Raw genomic sequence first — 13550 nt, 5'->3', positions numbered from 1 at the left:
AGTACAAGAAGCCGCACGGTGGTGTGCACGCCGGTGGCGGTGCTCTCGCCGCGGTCACGGCCGACGACTGGAGCAAGGACAACGGCTCCGGCGAGAAGAAGTGGGAGAAGGGCGACGAGGAGAAGTCCTGGAAGCACGACAAGCCCCGCGGCGGCGTCCACACCGGTGGCGGCGGCACGGCCATGTCCGGCGGCGGCCTGGCCGCGGGCGCGGTCCTGCTGCTCGGCGGTCTCGGCGCGGGCGCCATGGTGATGCGCCGTCGTGGAGCGACCGGCTCCGCCGCCGCCTGACCCCTTCCCGCACTCCGCGTCGCGGCTGCCGCCCTGCCGGGCGGCGGCCGCGACGCCGGTCGTCCCCACCCGGCCGCCCGGCCCAGGTCCCCGGCCCGGGCGGCACGCACCACCTCCAGGCAGTGAAAGGTCCGCAGCATGGCCTCCCCGCAGCGCCCCGATCCCCCCCGTCCTTCCTTCTCCGTCACCCGCTCGCTCGGGCGCGCCCTGCTCTGGCCGGTCGTCGCCTGCCTCCTCGGCCTCCTGCTGATCTACAACTCCTTCGGTCCGCCCGACGACGCCAAGCCCGCCTCGGCGGCCGCGCCGAAGCCCAGCGCCACCGCTTCCGCCACCGCTTCCGCCGCACCGTCCGCGTCCCCGGCGCAGAAGCCCGCCGAGAAGCCCCTGTCCCTGCCCCGCTCCGAGCCGACCCGGCTGAAGATCCCGGCCATCGCCGTGGACGCGCCGTTCATGGGCCTGTCCGTCGGCAAGGACGGCACCCTGGACGCGCCGCCCCCGGACGACCGCAACCTGGTGGGCTGGTTCCAGGACGGTGTGACCCCGGGTGAACTCGGGACGTCGATCATCGCCGGACACGTCGACACCACCACCGGCCCCGCCGTCTTCCTCCAGCTGAGGATGCTGAAGAAGGGCAGCACGGTGGACGTCGTCCGGGCCGACGGGACGACCGCGCGCTTCGTGGTCGACGAGGTGGAGAACTTCAGGAAGGACGACTTCCCCGACGAGCGCGTCTACGCCGACACCCCCGACGCACAGCTGCGTCTGATCACCTGCGGGGGCGCGTACGACCGGAAGGCCAAGGACTACACCGAGAACGTGGTCGTCTTCGCCCACCTTGTGCCCACGCCCAAGGCGTAACCCGCCACGGCGCCCGTGCGGCCCCCACCGGCGCCCCTCCCGAACGGGGCGTGCCCTTGCCCGGTCCGCGGACCGGGCAAGGGCACGCCCCGTTCCGCCGTCCGTCCGCGCGCGGGCCGCCCCCGCCGCCGGGGACCGTGCCGGTGCGCAGCCGTACGGGCCAACCCCGGCGCCCCTCGGCGGTACCCGTCGGCGCGGCGCCTTGCGGGGCACCCGGCCCCGGCGGTCCGCTGTGCCTCGCCCCCGCACAGCCCGCGCCGTCCGACGGCCGGCCTCCCCGCCAGGAGTAGCGCATGCACCGCACCCGAGCCCTTGCCGCAGCTGCCCTGCTCGCCCTCGCGGCGGCCGTCCCGGCGACGGCGGCGCCCGCCGCGGCCCTCCCCGTGCCCCCCTCGGACACGCCCACCGCGTCCGGCACGGCTCCCGAGGACGCCGCCGGGGACCGGACGCCGGCCCGGAGGCTGTTCCTGACCGTCTCCGGTGCCGAGAACACCTGGATCAGGGGCGTCGTGCTGCGCTGCGCCCCCCGGCCCACCGGCCCCCACCCGGAGGCGGCCGAGGCGTGCGCCGAGCTGGAGGCGGTGGACGGGGACCTGGACCGCCTCCCGGGCGACGCCCGGCCCTGCACCAAGCAGTACGACCCGGTGACCGTCAGCGCGACCGGGGCCTGGCACGGGCACCCCACCGCCTGGCACAGGACCTTCGCCAACGCGTGCGAGCTGACGGCCACCACGGGCCCGGTCTTCCGGTTCTGACCGCGGTTGCGGCCCGCCGCACGGACGAGCACCCCGGCAGCCCCTTCCCGGCCCCGGGCGGCGTCCACCGCCCCCTGCGGGGGCTCGACCTGCTCAGGTGCTGCGCGAGGTGACCACGCCGAGGGTCACCAGGCCCAGCACGATCCAGCCGAACCAGAGCCAGCCGTTGCTGCCGAGCGCCGCCGTGTAGGCCGTCACGGCCACCAGGGACCCGACGGTGAGCACTCCCATGGCCTTGGCACCGGATATCCGGGACATCTGCGCCCTCCTTCGACGGCGGGGCCTGTCGGGACCATGGTCGCCCCTGCCCCCGCCGCGGCGCCACCGCCCGGCGGCCCGCGCCCCGGCGGGCGCGGCCCTCGCCCGGACTTACCCGGCCCGGTTCCCCCGGGCCTGGAGCGAGGCGAGATAGGCGTTGTACGCCTCCAGCTCCTTGTCGCCGTCCCGGTCCGCCGCCCGGTCCCGCCGCTTGGCCACCCGCTGCTCCGACCGGTACCACTGGAAGACGAGTGCGATGAGCACCAGCACGGACGGGATCTCGCTGAACGCCCAGGCGATCCCGCCCGCCGCGTTCTGGTCGGCCAGCGCGTCGATGCCCAGCGAGGCCGGCGGGCTGCTGTAGGTGCCGATCATCGGCTCGGACGCCATCATCAGGGCGATGCCGAAGAAGGCGTGGAAGGGCATGCCCGCGAACAGCTCCAGCATCCGCATCACGTACCCCGGCCGGTGGGGACCGGGGTCCACGCCCATGATCGGCCAGAAGAAGACCAGGCCCACGGCCAGGAAGTGCACCATCATCGCGAGGTGGCCCAGCGTGGAGCCCATCAGGAAGTCGAACAGCGGGGTGAAGTAGAGGCCGTAGAGGCTGGCGATGAAGAGGGGGATCGTGAACGCAGGGTGCGTGACCACCCGGATGTAGCGGCTGTGCAGCAGCTTCAGCAGCAGCTCACGGGGCCCCGAGCGTCCGCGGCCGGCCACCGGCAGCGCGCGCAGCGCCAGCGTGATCGGAGCCCCGAGCAGCAGCACGATCGGCGACAGCATGCTGATCACCATGTGCTGCACCATGTGCACGCTGAACATGACCATGCCGTAGTCGTTGAGCCTGGTGCACATCACCAGCGCCACGCTCAGCACGCCCACGGTGAACATGACCGTGCGGCTCACCGGCCAGGCGTCACCGCGGCGGCGCAGCCGCACCACGCCCCACCCGTAGAGTCCGAGCGCCACCAGGCAGCCCACGAGGAAGAAGGGCTCCGGGGAGAGCTCCAGCCCCCGTCCCAGCGTGAACGGCGGCAGATCCATGGTCATGCCGTGCCCGCTGTGATCCATCTGTGTACTCCCCGGACCTGCCGATTCGTGCCTGTTGTCCGGACCAGACTAGATGTGCCCCCGGCCGCAGCGGCGGCCGGGGGCACATCGGAAGGTCACGCGCCGGGGCGGGAGGTCAGAGCACGCACTCGGCCTCGGCGTAGCGGTCGGCCGGGACCGTCTTGAGCGTCCGGGTGGCGTCGGCCAGCGGCACCATCGCGATGTCGGTCCCGCGCAGCGCGGTCAGCATCCCGAACTCCCCGCGGTGGGCGGCCTCCACGGCGTGCCAGCCGAAGCGGGTGGCGAGCACGCGGTCGTACGCGGTCGGTGTGCCGCCCCGCTGTACGTGGCCGAGGATCACCGGACGGGCCTCCTTGCCCAGCCGCTGCTCCAGCTCGATGGAGAGCTGGCGGGCCACGCCGGCGAAGCGCTCGTGGCCGTAGATGTCCTTGCCGCCCTCGTCCCAGGCCATGCTGCCCTCGCGCGGCTTCGCGCCCTCGGCGACCACCACGATGGCGAACTTCTTGCCCTGGGAGAAGCGCTTGCCGACCCGGGCGGTGAGCTCCTCTATGTCGAAGGGGCGCTCCGGGACGACGATCGCGTGCGCACCGGCCGCCATGCCCGAGTGGAGGGCGATCCAGCCGGTGTGCCGGCCCATGACCTCCACGATCAGCACGCGCTGGTGGGACTCGGCCGTGGTCTTCAGGCGGTCCAGGGCCTCGGTGGCCACGCCGACCGCCGTGTCGAAGCCGAAGGTCACGTCCGTGGAGGCGATGTCGTTGTCGATCGTCTTTGGCACGCCCACGATCGGCAGCCCGGCCTCCGACAGCAGGTTGGCGGCCTTGAGGGTGCCCTCGCCCCCGATCGGGATGATCGCGTCCAGGCCCAGGTCGGCCACGTGCCCTCTGGCGCGCTCCACGCCGTCGACCAGGTGTGCGGGCTGTACGCGCGAGGAGCCCAGGATGGTGCCGCCGCGGGCCAGGATGCCGGAGACGGCGTCCAGGTCGAGCTTGCGGTAGTCGCACTCCAGCAGGCCCTTCCAGCCGTCGTGGAACCCGATGACCTCGTCGCCGTGGTCGACGACGGCACGGTGCACGACGGAGCGGATGACGGCGTTCAGACCGGGGCAGTCGCCGCCGGAGGTGAGCACACCAATGCGCATAGCCCGAGAACCTTTACAACGTGGGCAGACTCCCGGACCACGTCGTCCGGTGGGATCCCTGTCACCCTACCGGCGCCGGGGGCCCGTTCCTAAACGGGCGTCCGCCTGCTGGGACCATGTCGGCGGCCCTTCGCTCAGCTGAGCGAAGGGCCGCCGACATGGGCGCTCGGGTGAGCGTGGGGGGCGTCAGGCGGGCTGTGTCGCGGCCGCGATCCGCTCCGTCCGGAGCGCCTCGTACCACCGGTCGTCGGTCGGCGGCAGGGCGTTCACGTCGAGGGCCAGCTTCAGGAGCAGGTCCGCGATCTGCGGGTTGCGCGCCATCACCGGCCCGTGCATGTAGGTGCCGAAGACGGTGCCGTTGTACGCGCCCTCGGTTCCGTCCCCCGTGCCGTTGCCGCGGCCGAAGACGGTGTGCGCGAAGGGGCGCGCCGTCGGGCCGAGGTGGGTGATGCCCTGGTGGTTCTCGAAGCCGGTCAGCTGGGGCAGGCCCAGCTGCGGGTCGATGTCCGCGAGGACGTCGCCCACGCACCGGTCGCCCTCGCCGCGGGTGGAGACCACGTCGAGGAGCCCGAGCCCCGGCTCGCGCTCGCCGAGGTCGTTGATGAACTCGTGGCCGAGGATCTGGTAGCCCGCGCAGACCGAGAAGATGATCGCGCCGTTGGACGACGCACGGCTCAGGCCGCCGTCGCGCCGCAGCCGCTCGGCCGCCAGGCGCTGCGGGCGGTCCTCGCCCCCGCCGATCAGGTAGATGTCGCCGGAGGTGGGGACGGGCTGGTCGCTGCGGACGTCGATCCGCATCACGTCCAGGCCGCGCTGGCGGGCGCGGCGCTCGACGACGAGGGCGTTGCCCTGGTCCCCGTAGGTGCTGAGCAGGTCGGGGTAGACCCACACCAGACGGAGGCTGCTGTCACTCATGTCTCTCAAGTCCTTTCCGCCGGTCCGCTGCTCAGTTGCCGACCCGGCGGCGCACGTCCTGGAAGGCGGTGTAGTTGGCGATCAGCTCGATGCGCCCGGGGGGCGCGGACTGGACGGCCTCGTCCACGGTCTCGCACACCCGGAAGTCCAGGCCCGCGACCTCCAGGCGCACGGCGAGGTCCAGCCTGCGGTCGCCGATGACGAAGATGGGGTGCCCGGCCAGCCGGGTGTAGTCCACGTCCCACAGCCACGAGGTGTCGGTACCGTCCGCCCCCCGCGCGTTGACCGAGAGGATCACCGGCGTCGGCGGCGGGTCGATCAGGGAGAAGGTCTCCAGCCACCCGGCCGGGTTCTTCGCGAGCAGCAGCCGCACGTCGCGGCCGAGGAAGTCCACCACGTCGTAGCGGCCGGCCACGGCCTGCACCTGGTACATGCGCTCCAGGGCGACCTGCGGCGGCACGCCGAAGGCGGCGGCGACCGCGGCCGAGGTGGCGGCGTTCGCCCGGTTGGCGCGGCCCGGCAGCTGCAGCCGGATCGGCCACGCGCTGCCGTGCGGGTCGAGGACGTGGTCCCCGCTGAGCACCCAGGTCGGGGCGGGGCGCCGGAAGCCGCACTCGCCGCAGAACCAGTCGTCGCCCGGGCGCTGCATCACACCGCCGCAGGAGGGGCACGACCAGGCGTCGTCCTTCCACTCCTGCCCCGCGGCCACCCAGACGACATTGGGGGAGGACGACGCCGCCCACACCACCAGCGGGTCGTCGGCGTTGGCGATCACGACGGCCTTGGTGCCGGTCAGCCCCTCGCGCCACTTCTCGGCCAGCATCCGCGTCTCGGCGGCGCGGTCGAGCTGGTCGCGGGAGAGGTTGAGCAGCGCGATCGCCTTGGGGGTGACGTCCTTCGCCACACCGGCGAGGTACTTCTCGTCCACCTCGATCACGCCGAACCGGGCGTCGCTGCCGCCGGACAGCGCCGAGGTGATGCCCGCGGGCATGTTCGCGCCGAGGGCGTTCGACACCACGGGGCCCGCGGCGCGCAGTGCCTCGGCGATCAGCCGCGTGGTGGTGGTCTTGCCGTTCGTCGCCGACACGAGGACCACGTCCAGGTGCTGCGCGAGCCGCCCCAGCAGGTCGGGGTCGAGCTTGAGCGCGACCCGGCCGCCGATCACCGACCCGCTTCCGCGTCCGGCGGCGCGGGACACCGCCGCCGCGGCCTTGCCCGCCGTCACGGCCAGCTTGGCACGCGGCGTCAGCTCCGAGTTGCCTGACATCGTCCTTGATCCTCCTTGCGTCGGTCCGGAGTCAGCCTATCGACCTCTCCGCGGCGGCCAGTACCTCGGCACCACCGGGAAACGGCGAGGTCGCACCGGAACGTACGCTGGTCGCCATGCGAAACCGGCCGATCCCCGGCAGTTCCGGACTCGTCAGGCCCATGAGCCTGCTCGGGGCGCCCGCGCTGCACGCCCCCTGCGAGACCGTCACCGACTTCGGGGCGCCGCTCGCCCGCCTCGTCGAGGACATGTTCGCGACGATGTACGCGGCGCGGGGCGTGGGTCTCGCGGCCAACCAGGTGGGCGAGGCCCTGCGGGTCTTCGTCTACGACTGCCCCGACGACGACGACCTGCGCCATCTCGGCCATGTGGTGAACCCGCGCCTGGTCGAGGCCGACGGATTCGTGGTCCGGGGGCCGGAGGGATGCCTGTCGCTGCCCGGGCTGGAGGCGCCCACCGAGCGGTTCGACCGGGCGGTGGTGGAGGGCGTGACCGCGGACGGTGCGCCGGTGCGGATCGAGGGGACCGGGTTCTTCGCCCGCTGCCTCCAGCACGAGTGCGACCACCTCGACGGCCTCCTGTACGCCGACCGGCTCCCCTCCCGGCGCCGGGCACGGCTGGCCCGGGGCGTGCGCAGGGCGCCGTGGGGCACACCCGAGCGGCACGCGCGGCTGGCCGGCCCGGCGTCCTGACCCGGTCCGGGGCGGGCGTTCCCGCCCGGTGCGGCCCGGCGGGAACGCCCGACCGCGCGGGGTCACCCGCCGGCTCCCGGGCGGCCGCCCGGGCGGTCGGGCACCTCGAAGAGGCGCCCGCACAGCAGGTCCGTCAGGGTCTCGACCAACTCGGCCCGCCCGCAGGGGCGTTCGCCGAGCCACCAGTCGCCCGCCGCGTGCATCATCCCGACGATCCCGTGGCCCCACACCCGGGCGGCCAGGTCGCCCCGCGGGCCGAGGTCCACCCGGTCGGCGACGACCTTGCCCAGTTCCTCGCCGAGGCGCCGCAGCAGGGGCGCGGAGTGGCGCCCCACGTCGAAGCCCTGCTCGGCACCCCCGACGGCCCCGTCGTCGGCCGGGTGCATCAGGAAGCGGTAGACCTGGGGGCGGGCCTCGATGGCCGCGAGGTAGGTGTCCAGCGTGCCCGCGACCTGGCGGCGGCGGTCGCCGGGCGTGTCCACGGCGATCTGCAGGGCGCGCAGCAAGGCGTCGGTGTGGCGCTTGGCCAGCGCCCGGTAGAGACCGCCCTTGTCCCCGAAGTGGCGGTAGAGGATGGGCTTGGTGATCCCGGCCTCGGCGGCTATGGCGTTCATCGAGGCGCCCGGCCCGTCCCGCAGCACCACCCGCTCCGCCGCCTCCAGCAGTTCGCGCCGCCGCTCCTCGCCCGACCGCTGGTGATGCGTCGTCGCCATGGATGTCTCTCCCCGCCCTTGCGAATGCGTGACGCGCAAAGTAGCACCCGTGTGTTCGAACCGATCATCCGACCGGCTCGGTTGACAGTCCCTACTGATCGGTAACAGACTCTCGTTACCGCAAGTAACGCGCTGGTTGGGGCGCCGTAGTGCTGGAGGGGTCATGGCCGAGTTCACGCTCGATCTCAACGAGGACCAGAAGCAGGTCCGCGACTGGCTGAACGGTTTCGCCAGGAACGTCATGCGCCCGGCGGCCGCGGAGTGGGACGAGCGCGAGGAGACGCCCTGGCCCGTCATCCAGGAGGCCGCCAAGCTGGGCATCTACTCCCTGGACTTCTACGCCCAGCAGTTCTTCGACCCCACCGGCCTCGGCATCCCGATGACGATGGAGGAGCTCTTCTGGGGCGACGCGGGCATCGCCCTGTCCATCGTCGGCACCGGCCTCGCCGCGGTCGGCGTCATCGCCAACGGCACCGAGGAGCAGATCGGCACCTGGATCCCGCAGATGTACGGCGACACCGACGACGTCAAGGTCGCCGCCTTCTGCTCCTCCGAGCCCGACGCCGGAAGCGACGTCTCCGCCATGCGCACCCGCGCCGTCTACGACGAGGCCAGGGACGAATGGGTGCTCAACGGCACCAAGACCTGGGCCACCAACGGCGGAATCGCCAACGTCCACGTCGTCGTCGCCGTCGTCGACCCCGACCTCGGCTCCAAGGGCCACGCCTCCTTCATCGTGCCCCCGCGCACCCCCGGGCTCTCCCAGGGGCAGAAGTTCCGCAAGCACGGCATCCGCGCCTCCCACACCGCCGAGGTGGTCCTGGAGGACGTCCGCGTCCCCGGGACCTGCCTGCTCGGCGGCAAGGAGAAGCTCGACGAGCGCCTGGCCCGCGCCCGCGAGCGGGCCGGGGCCGGGGGAGAGCGGGTCAGGAACGCCGCCATGGCCACGTTCGAGGCGTCCCGCCCCGCCGTCGGTGCCATGGCCGTGGGCACCGCCCGCGCCGCCTACGAGGAGGCCCTGGAGTACGCCATGACCCGCGAGCAGTTCGGCCGCCCGGTCATCGACAACCAGGGCGTCGCCTTCCAGCTCGCGGACATGCGCACGCAGATCGACGCGGCCCGCCTCCTGGTGTGGCGCGCCTCCTGGATGGCCACCGCAGGCAAGCCGTTCACGGCGGCCGAGGGCTCCATGTCCAAGCTCTTCGCCAGCGAGACGGCCAAGAAGGTCACCGCGCAGGCCATCCAGATCCTCGGCGGCAACGGCTACACCCGGGAGTACCCGGTGGAGCGGATGCACCGGGACGCGGCCATCTACACGATCTTCGAGGGGACCAGCGAGATCCAGCGCCTGGTCATCGCCCGCACCCTGTCGGGCATGCCCATCCGCTGACCTCCCGGACACCGGAGGCGGCGGGCCCGCGGCTCCCCCCAGGGGGAGCCGCGGGCCCGCCGCCTCCGGAGGCTCAGGCCGCCAGCAGCGCCTCGATCGCCGCAACGACCTCGGGCGCCTCCGGTTCGGTGCGCGGGCGGAAGCGCGTCACCCGGCCCGACGGCGCGACGAGGAACTTCTCGAAGTTCCACTGCACGTCGCCCGCCTCGCCCTCCGCGTCCTGCACGGCGGTCAGCTCCGCGAACAGCGGATGCCGGCCGGCGCCGTTCACCTCCGCCTTCTCCAGCAGCGGGAAGCTCACCCCGTACGTCGCCGAGCAGAACTCGGCGATCTCCCGCGCACTGCCCGGCTCCTGCCCGGCGAACTGGTTGCACGGCACCCCGAGCACCGTGAACCCGCGCCCGGCGTACGTCTTCTGGAGCCGCTCCAGCCCCTCGTACTGGGGCGTCAGCCCGCAGCGGGAGGCGACGTTCACCACGAGCACCGCCCGCCCGGAGTGCTCGGCGAGTGTGGTGGGCTCACCCGCCAGGGTGCGCAGCGGGATGTCGAACAGGGACATGGGGACTCCTCGGTGCGGTCGGTACGGACTCATCCTGTTCCCGGCCGTCCCGGCGGGAGCGAGGCTGTTCGAATTCCTGTAACTGCTGAGTCCGACGGGACTTGATCGGCAGAATACTGGTGTGTCCACATACAGTGAAGTGCAGCTCGCGGACGGAACGGCCGTCCGCTTCGTCCTCACTCCCGGGACGGACGCCGCCCACGCGCCGACCGCGGCTCCGCCCTCCGCACCACCGGGGGGCCACGACCCCGACGGCATGGGGCCGACCGTGCCCGTGGCGCGCGGTGACGGAAGCCCGTCGTTCGCGATCGACTCCCTCAGGCGCGCGCTTCGGCCACTCGGCGCGGTGCTCCAGGAGGTGCACGACGCGGTGACGGCGTCACCGAGCCCTCCGCAGGAGATCAACGTCTCCTTCGGCGTCCAGGTCGGCCAGGACCTCAAGCTGGGCATCATCGGTGGCAGTGGCCAGGCCCACATCGAAGTGTCCGCGACGTGGCACCCGCAGCCCCGCACGGACTGAGACGTGGGGTGGTTCCTCGGCGGCGCCGGACCGGAAGCCGATGACGACGGCCGCCTCGCGGTGGCGGTGCGACGGGTGGGCGAGCCCGTGACCGCCGGCGCGGGTGTGCTCGTCGCTCCCGGAACCGTGCTGACGTGCGCCCACGTGGTCAACGACGCACTCGGCCGACCCGTGTTCGCGCCCGCCCCGCCGGGCGAGGCAACGCTGCGCATCGACTACCGGGGCCGGGAGGGGACGCGTGAGGCCGCGGCCGAGGTCACGCACTGGATCCCGCCCCGCCGCCTCGACGGGACGCTGCCGGTGCGTGAACGAGAGGACCGGGTGTGGCACGGCGACCTCGCGGTGCTCGCCTTCCCCACGGAGTCCGAAGGACGCATGCCCCGGGCCCGCTGGGCGCCGATGCGGCCGGGCCAGAACCTGAGGGCCTGGAGCAGCAGCGGAAGACCGGGCTCCTTCGCCGACGTCCGGGTCAAGACGTGCGACGCGTCCGTCGGGTACGTGGACGGCGAGCCGACCGGCATGTCCATCGGTCCCGCCTTCAGCGGTGGGGCGCTGTGGTCGGTGCTGGGGGACGAGGTCGTCGGGCTCGTGGCCGCGCACACGATGCCCCCGTACGACCCCGTCACCGGACAGCCGCTGCCGTACAGCTCCCAGCACGTGGCGCGCAGGAGCTGGGCCATCCCCTGGCAGCGGATACGCCGGGAGCTGGCATCCGTGGGCGCGGTGGGACTGGTCGATGACGAGGCCCCGCCCGACGATCCGGCGTTCGCCCTGTTCGCGGAGACCATCCACGGCATCGTCCCCTCCGCGGCACTGCGCGGAGACCTCGGACGGCTCGTTGCCGCGCGGTGCCTCCTGCGCCACCCCGACGACGGGTCCGCCCCGACCCCTGAGGAGTTCGCCCGCCTTCTCGTCACCGAGCCGCGTGCCCTGCCCGCGCTGACGGAGGTCCTGCGGTTGAAGGACCCCTCCGCCGTCCAGCAGCTGCTTGCGATCGGCCGCATGTCCCCGGTGCCGCGGCTGCTGTCGTCGCGGGAGCACGGCAGGCTGGTCGAGATCCTGGGCCAGCTGCCGGGCTCCGTGGGCGCACGACTGCCGGAGGCGGCCCGGGCGGCCCTGCCGCTGGCAGCCGACTACCCCGTGGAGCCGTCCGGCCCCGCCGCCGTTGCCGAGGTCGTCGACGGACTCGAACGGCTCTCCGGCGACAGCCGTGCGCAGGGCGCGTCCACCCGGGTCCCGGGACTGCTGCGTGTGATGGAGTACCTCGCCGTGCTCTGCCCCGAGGACCGCAGGGCAGTGCTCCGGCTGTGGTGCGACGGCGTCGCCCAGCGGCTCGGCATCCCGCGATCGGCCCTCGCCGAGCGGCGTTTCGACGCTGACGAGTGGGCAGGGACCCTTGCCGCCGCCGGCGGCCCTCCCCGGCTGCTCGTCCACATCACGCGCGGCGGGTCGCCGGACCGCTACCGGCTGCGCATCTGGTGCGACGAGGGGACAGGGCCCCGCCAGGTGACCACGGAGACGGACCGCGACCACACCGGCGGCGAGGCTGCCCGCGCCCTGCTGCACGTCCTGGAGTCGTTCCCCCGCCTGTCGTCGGAAGAACGGCGCCCGCTGGTGGAGGCCGTCGTCGACCGGAGCGGGCTGAACCTTCCCATCGACGAATGGGAGAGCTGGGGTCCGGACGACGTCGTCCCCGGAGTGCTGGGTGCGGAGTACCCGCTCGTGGTCAACTGCCCGGAACTCCTCCGTCGCAACGAGCGGTTCCTTCCCGAATGGCGCAGGCGGTGGCGGCAGCTGGACACGGGGGCCTCCCTGCGCTTCTCGGGCGCTGCGGTGGGACCGCGGCAGATCTACGGAACCCTCATGGACCACCAGGACGCCGTGCGGGTGGCCGTGGACGCCGCCGAGCACCTGAGGGACGGAATCGTCGAGGTGTGCCTTGCCGTCGGCGTCCCCGTCGTGGTGTGGGACCGCGGCGACGAGTCCCACGCAGTCGACCACATGGCCGCCGTGACCACCCGCGAACTACCCGAAGGAGTCCGGTCCTACCGGGCCAAGACCGTCCACCGGCCCGGCGACTACCCCGGGCGGCCCGTGCTGGCCTGGGCCGACGCCGATCGGCCGGTACCGCAGCTGCATCTGTCCGAGCCGCAGGAGAGCCCATGACCGCAACGCCCCGAGCAGACTGGCGCATCTTCCGAGGCGACGGGGTCCGCCGCACGGTCGCCATGCCCCCCGCCCCGCCGTGGCGCCGCTTCCGCCCGCCCGCGCCCGACCGGCCCGCCGCCCCTCTGCCCTACCTGATCTCCCCCCGTCACACCGACGTCGTGAACGCCGCCCTGCACCTGCGTCGGCCGCTGCTGGTCACCGGGCCCGCCGGGACGGGGAAGTCCTCGCTCGCCCGCGCCGTCGCCCACGAACTCGACCTGGGGCCGCTGCTGCGGTGGCCGGTGAACAGCCGCTCCGGGGTACAGGACGCGCTCTACCAGTACGACGCCATCGGGCGTCTGCGGGAGACGACCCTCACCCGCGACCGGGGCGGCGACGAGCCGTCCATCGGCGAGTTCGTCAGACTCGGCCCGCTGGGAACCGCCCTCGTGCCGCGCGGTGTGCCGCGTGCGCTCCTCGTGGACGAGATGGACAAGGGCGACGTCGACCTGCCCAACGACCTGCTGACCGTCTTCGAGGAGGGCGTGTTCGAGATTCCGGAACTCATCCGGCTTCCTGAGGAATCCGCGGTGGTGCACGTGCTCACCGCCGACGGGGACGACACGGTGCCGGTGGAGCGAGGCCGTGTCCAGTGCACCGAGTTCCCGGTCGTGGTCATCACCAGCAACGGCGAACGCGACTTCCCGCCTGCCTTCCTCCGCCGGTGCATTCGCCTTGAGCTGCCCGTCCCCGACGAGGAGCGGCTGCGGGAGATCGTGGCCGCACACCTCGGTGACGAGGCACTCGCGGACGTCGACGACCTCCTTCATGCCTTCCTGCGCAGGCGCGCCCCCGGGGAGCTGGCCACGGACCAGCTGCTGAACGCCGTCTTCCTCCGGACCGGAGGCGTGGACCTGGACGCCGACGGCCTGCTCGACGCCGTCCTGCACCAGCTGACGGGCAGCGTGTGAGG

General features: G+C 73.2%; 14 protein-coding genes and 1 pseudogene. 8 read left to right on the top strand and 7 right to left on the bottom strand.

The window, feature by feature from the left end; all coding sequences use genetic code 11:
• The 3 genes and pseudogenes from NPS70_RS17000 to NPS70_RS16990 form a co-directional block, all read left to right on the top strand.
• Nucleotides 1-290 (top strand): annotated as a pseudogene (locus NPS70_RS17000) (hypothetical protein); the annotation flags it as partial.
• Nucleotides 291-428: 138 nt separating this feature from the next.
• A complete protein-coding gene (locus NPS70_RS16995) occupies nucleotides 429-1148 on the top strand; it encodes a class F sortase (protein ID WP_256525114.1) in 720 nt (239 codons plus the stop codon).
• A 293-nt stretch (nucleotides 1149-1441) separates the two neighbouring features.
• Nucleotides 1442-1903 carry an SSI family serine proteinase inhibitor gene (locus NPS70_RS16990; RefSeq protein ID WP_256525113.1) on the top strand — a complete coding sequence of 154 codons (462 nt, stop codon included), beginning with the start codon at nucleotides 1442-1444 and terminating at the stop codon, nucleotides 1901-1903.
• Nucleotides 1904-1996: 93 nt separating this feature from the next.
• Here NPS70_RS16990 and NPS70_RS16985 read toward each other — a convergent pair whose 3' ends face one another.
• The 5 genes from NPS70_RS16985 to NPS70_RS16965 all read right to left on the bottom strand — a co-directional run bounded on the left by NPS70_RS16985 (nucleotide 1997) and on the right by NPS70_RS16965 (nucleotide 6555).
• The gene (locus NPS70_RS16985) at nucleotides 1997-2161 is read right to left on the bottom strand and encodes a hypothetical protein (RefSeq protein ID WP_256525112.1); all 165 of its coding nucleotides are present in this window, start codon (nucleotides 2159-2161) and stop codon (nucleotides 1997-1999) included.
• 111 nt (nucleotides 2162-2272) lie between these two features.
• On the bottom strand, nucleotides 2273-3232 hold the full coding sequence (locus NPS70_RS16980) for a cytochrome c oxidase assembly protein (RefSeq protein WP_256525111.1): 960 nt from the start codon (nucleotides 3230-3232) through the stop codon (nucleotides 2273-2275).
• Between the two features lie 115 nt (nucleotides 3233-3347).
• Nucleotides 3348-4373 carry a 6-phosphofructokinase gene (locus NPS70_RS16975; protein WP_256525110.1) on the bottom strand — a complete coding sequence of 342 codons (1026 nt, stop codon included), beginning with the start codon at nucleotides 4371-4373 and terminating at the stop codon, nucleotides 3348-3350.
• A 186-nt stretch (nucleotides 4374-4559) separates the two neighbouring features.
• On the bottom strand, nucleotides 4560-5288 hold the full coding sequence (locus NPS70_RS16970) for a type 1 glutamine amidotransferase (protein WP_256525109.1): 729 nt from the start codon (nucleotides 5286-5288) through the stop codon (nucleotides 4560-4562).
• Nucleotides 5289-5319: 31 nt separating this feature from the next.
• On the bottom strand, nucleotides 5320-6555 hold the full coding sequence (locus NPS70_RS16965; RefSeq protein ID WP_256525108.1) for a MurT ligase domain-containing protein: 1236 nt from the start codon (nucleotides 6553-6555) through the stop codon (nucleotides 5320-5322).
• A 116-nt stretch (nucleotides 6556-6671) separates the two neighbouring features.
• Here NPS70_RS16965 and def point away from each other — a divergent pair, with 116 nt between their 5' ends.
• Nucleotides 6672-7247 (top strand): peptide deformylase, encoded by a 576-nt coding sequence (gene def / locus NPS70_RS16960; RefSeq protein WP_256525107.1) that lies wholly within the window; start codon nucleotides 6672-6674, stop codon nucleotides 7245-7247.
• A 62-nt stretch (nucleotides 7248-7309) separates the two neighbouring features.
• Here def and NPS70_RS16955 read toward each other — a convergent pair whose 3' ends face one another.
• Complete coding sequence (locus NPS70_RS16955) at nucleotides 7310-7960, bottom strand: TetR family transcriptional regulator (RefSeq protein ID WP_256525106.1); 651 nt, start codon at nucleotides 7958-7960, stop codon at nucleotides 7310-7312.
• Nucleotides 7961-8123: 163 nt separating this feature from the next.
• Between NPS70_RS16955 and NPS70_RS16950 the strand changes: the two genes are divergently transcribed.
• A complete protein-coding gene (locus NPS70_RS16950; protein ID WP_256525105.1) occupies nucleotides 8124-9350 on the top strand; it encodes an acyl-CoA dehydrogenase family protein in 1227 nt (408 codons plus the stop codon).
• A gap of 73 nt (nucleotides 9351-9423) precedes the next feature.
• Here NPS70_RS16950 and NPS70_RS16945 read toward each other — a convergent pair whose 3' ends face one another.
• Nucleotides 9424-9909, bottom strand: a complete 486-nt coding sequence (locus tag NPS70_RS16945; protein WP_256525104.1) for a glutathione peroxidase — start codon at nucleotides 9907-9909, stop codon at nucleotides 9424-9426.
• A 121-nt stretch (nucleotides 9910-10030) separates the two neighbouring features.
• Between NPS70_RS16945 and NPS70_RS16940 the strand changes: the two genes are divergently transcribed.
• Genes NPS70_RS16940 through NPS70_RS16925 form a run of 3 tightly spaced genes read left to right on the top strand, consistent with a single transcriptional unit; the run spans nucleotide 10031 to nucleotide 13548 of the window.
• Nucleotides 10031-10429 carry a CU044_2847 family protein gene (locus tag NPS70_RS16940; protein WP_256525103.1) on the top strand — a complete coding sequence of 133 codons (399 nt, stop codon included), beginning with the start codon at nucleotides 10031-10033 and terminating at the stop codon, nucleotides 10427-10429.
• A gap of 3 nt (nucleotides 10430-10432) precedes the next feature.
• Nucleotides 10433-12595 (top strand): trypsin-like peptidase domain-containing protein, encoded by a 2163-nt coding sequence (locus NPS70_RS28720; RefSeq protein WP_308315021.1) that lies wholly within the window; start codon nucleotides 10433-10435, stop codon nucleotides 12593-12595.
• Complete coding sequence (locus NPS70_RS16925) at nucleotides 12592-13548, top strand: MoxR family ATPase (RefSeq protein ID WP_256525102.1); 957 nt, start codon at nucleotides 12592-12594, stop codon at nucleotides 13546-13548. The genes NPS70_RS28720 and NPS70_RS16925 overlap by 4 nt, the downstream gene beginning before the upstream one ends.
• The last annotated feature ends 2 nt before the right edge of the window (nucleotides 13549-13550 follow it).

The sequence above is a fragment of the Streptomyces sp. C10-9-1 genome (genome assembly GCF_024497955.1).
Classification (GTDB): Bacteria; Actinomycetota; Actinomycetes; order Streptomycetales; family Streptomycetaceae; genus Streptomyces; species Streptomyces sanyensis.
This window is presented reverse-complemented; position numbering and strand designations above follow the sequence as displayed.

Excerpts from the sequence above, each read along its gene's own strand:
- NPS70_RS16995 (WP_256525114.1), top strand. The coding sequence starts at position 429 with ATGGCCTCCCCGCAGCGCCCCGATCCCCCCCGTCCTTCCTTCTCCGTC.
- NPS70_RS16990 (WP_256525113.1), top strand. The coding sequence starts at position 1,442 with ATGCACCGCACCCGAGCCCTTGCCGCAGCTGCCCTGCTCGCCCTCGCG.
- NPS70_RS16985 (WP_256525112.1), bottom strand. The coding sequence starts at position 2,161 with ATGTCCCGGATATCCGGTGCCAAGGCCATGGGAGTGCTCACCGTCGGG.
- NPS70_RS16980 (WP_256525111.1), bottom strand. The coding sequence starts at position 3,232 with ATGGATCACAGCGGGCACGGCATGACCATGGATCTGCCGCCGTTCACG.
- NPS70_RS16975 (WP_256525110.1), bottom strand. The coding sequence starts at position 4,373 with ATGCGCATTGGTGTGCTCACCTCCGGCGGCGACTGCCCCGGTCTGAAC.
- NPS70_RS16970 (WP_256525109.1), bottom strand. The coding sequence starts at position 5,288 with ATGAGTGACAGCAGCCTCCGTCTGGTGTGGGTCTACCCCGACCTGCTC.
- NPS70_RS16965 (WP_256525108.1), bottom strand. The coding sequence starts at position 6,555 with ATGTCAGGCAACTCGGAGCTGACGCCGCGTGCCAAGCTGGCCGTGACG.
- def (WP_256525107.1), top strand. The coding sequence starts at position 6,672 with ATGCGAAACCGGCCGATCCCCGGCAGTTCCGGACTCGTCAGGCCCATG.
- NPS70_RS16955 (WP_256525106.1), bottom strand. The coding sequence starts at position 7,960 with ATGGCGACGACGCATCACCAGCGGTCGGGCGAGGAGCGGCGGCGCGAA.
- NPS70_RS16950 (WP_256525105.1), top strand. The coding sequence starts at position 8,124 with ATGGCCGAGTTCACGCTCGATCTCAACGAGGACCAGAAGCAGGTCCGC.
- NPS70_RS16945 (WP_256525104.1), bottom strand. The coding sequence starts at position 9,909 with ATGTCCCTGTTCGACATCCCGCTGCGCACCCTGGCGGGTGAGCCCACC.
- NPS70_RS16925 (WP_256525102.1), top strand. The coding sequence starts at position 12,592 with ATGACCGCAACGCCCCGAGCAGACTGGCGCATCTTCCGAGGCGACGGG.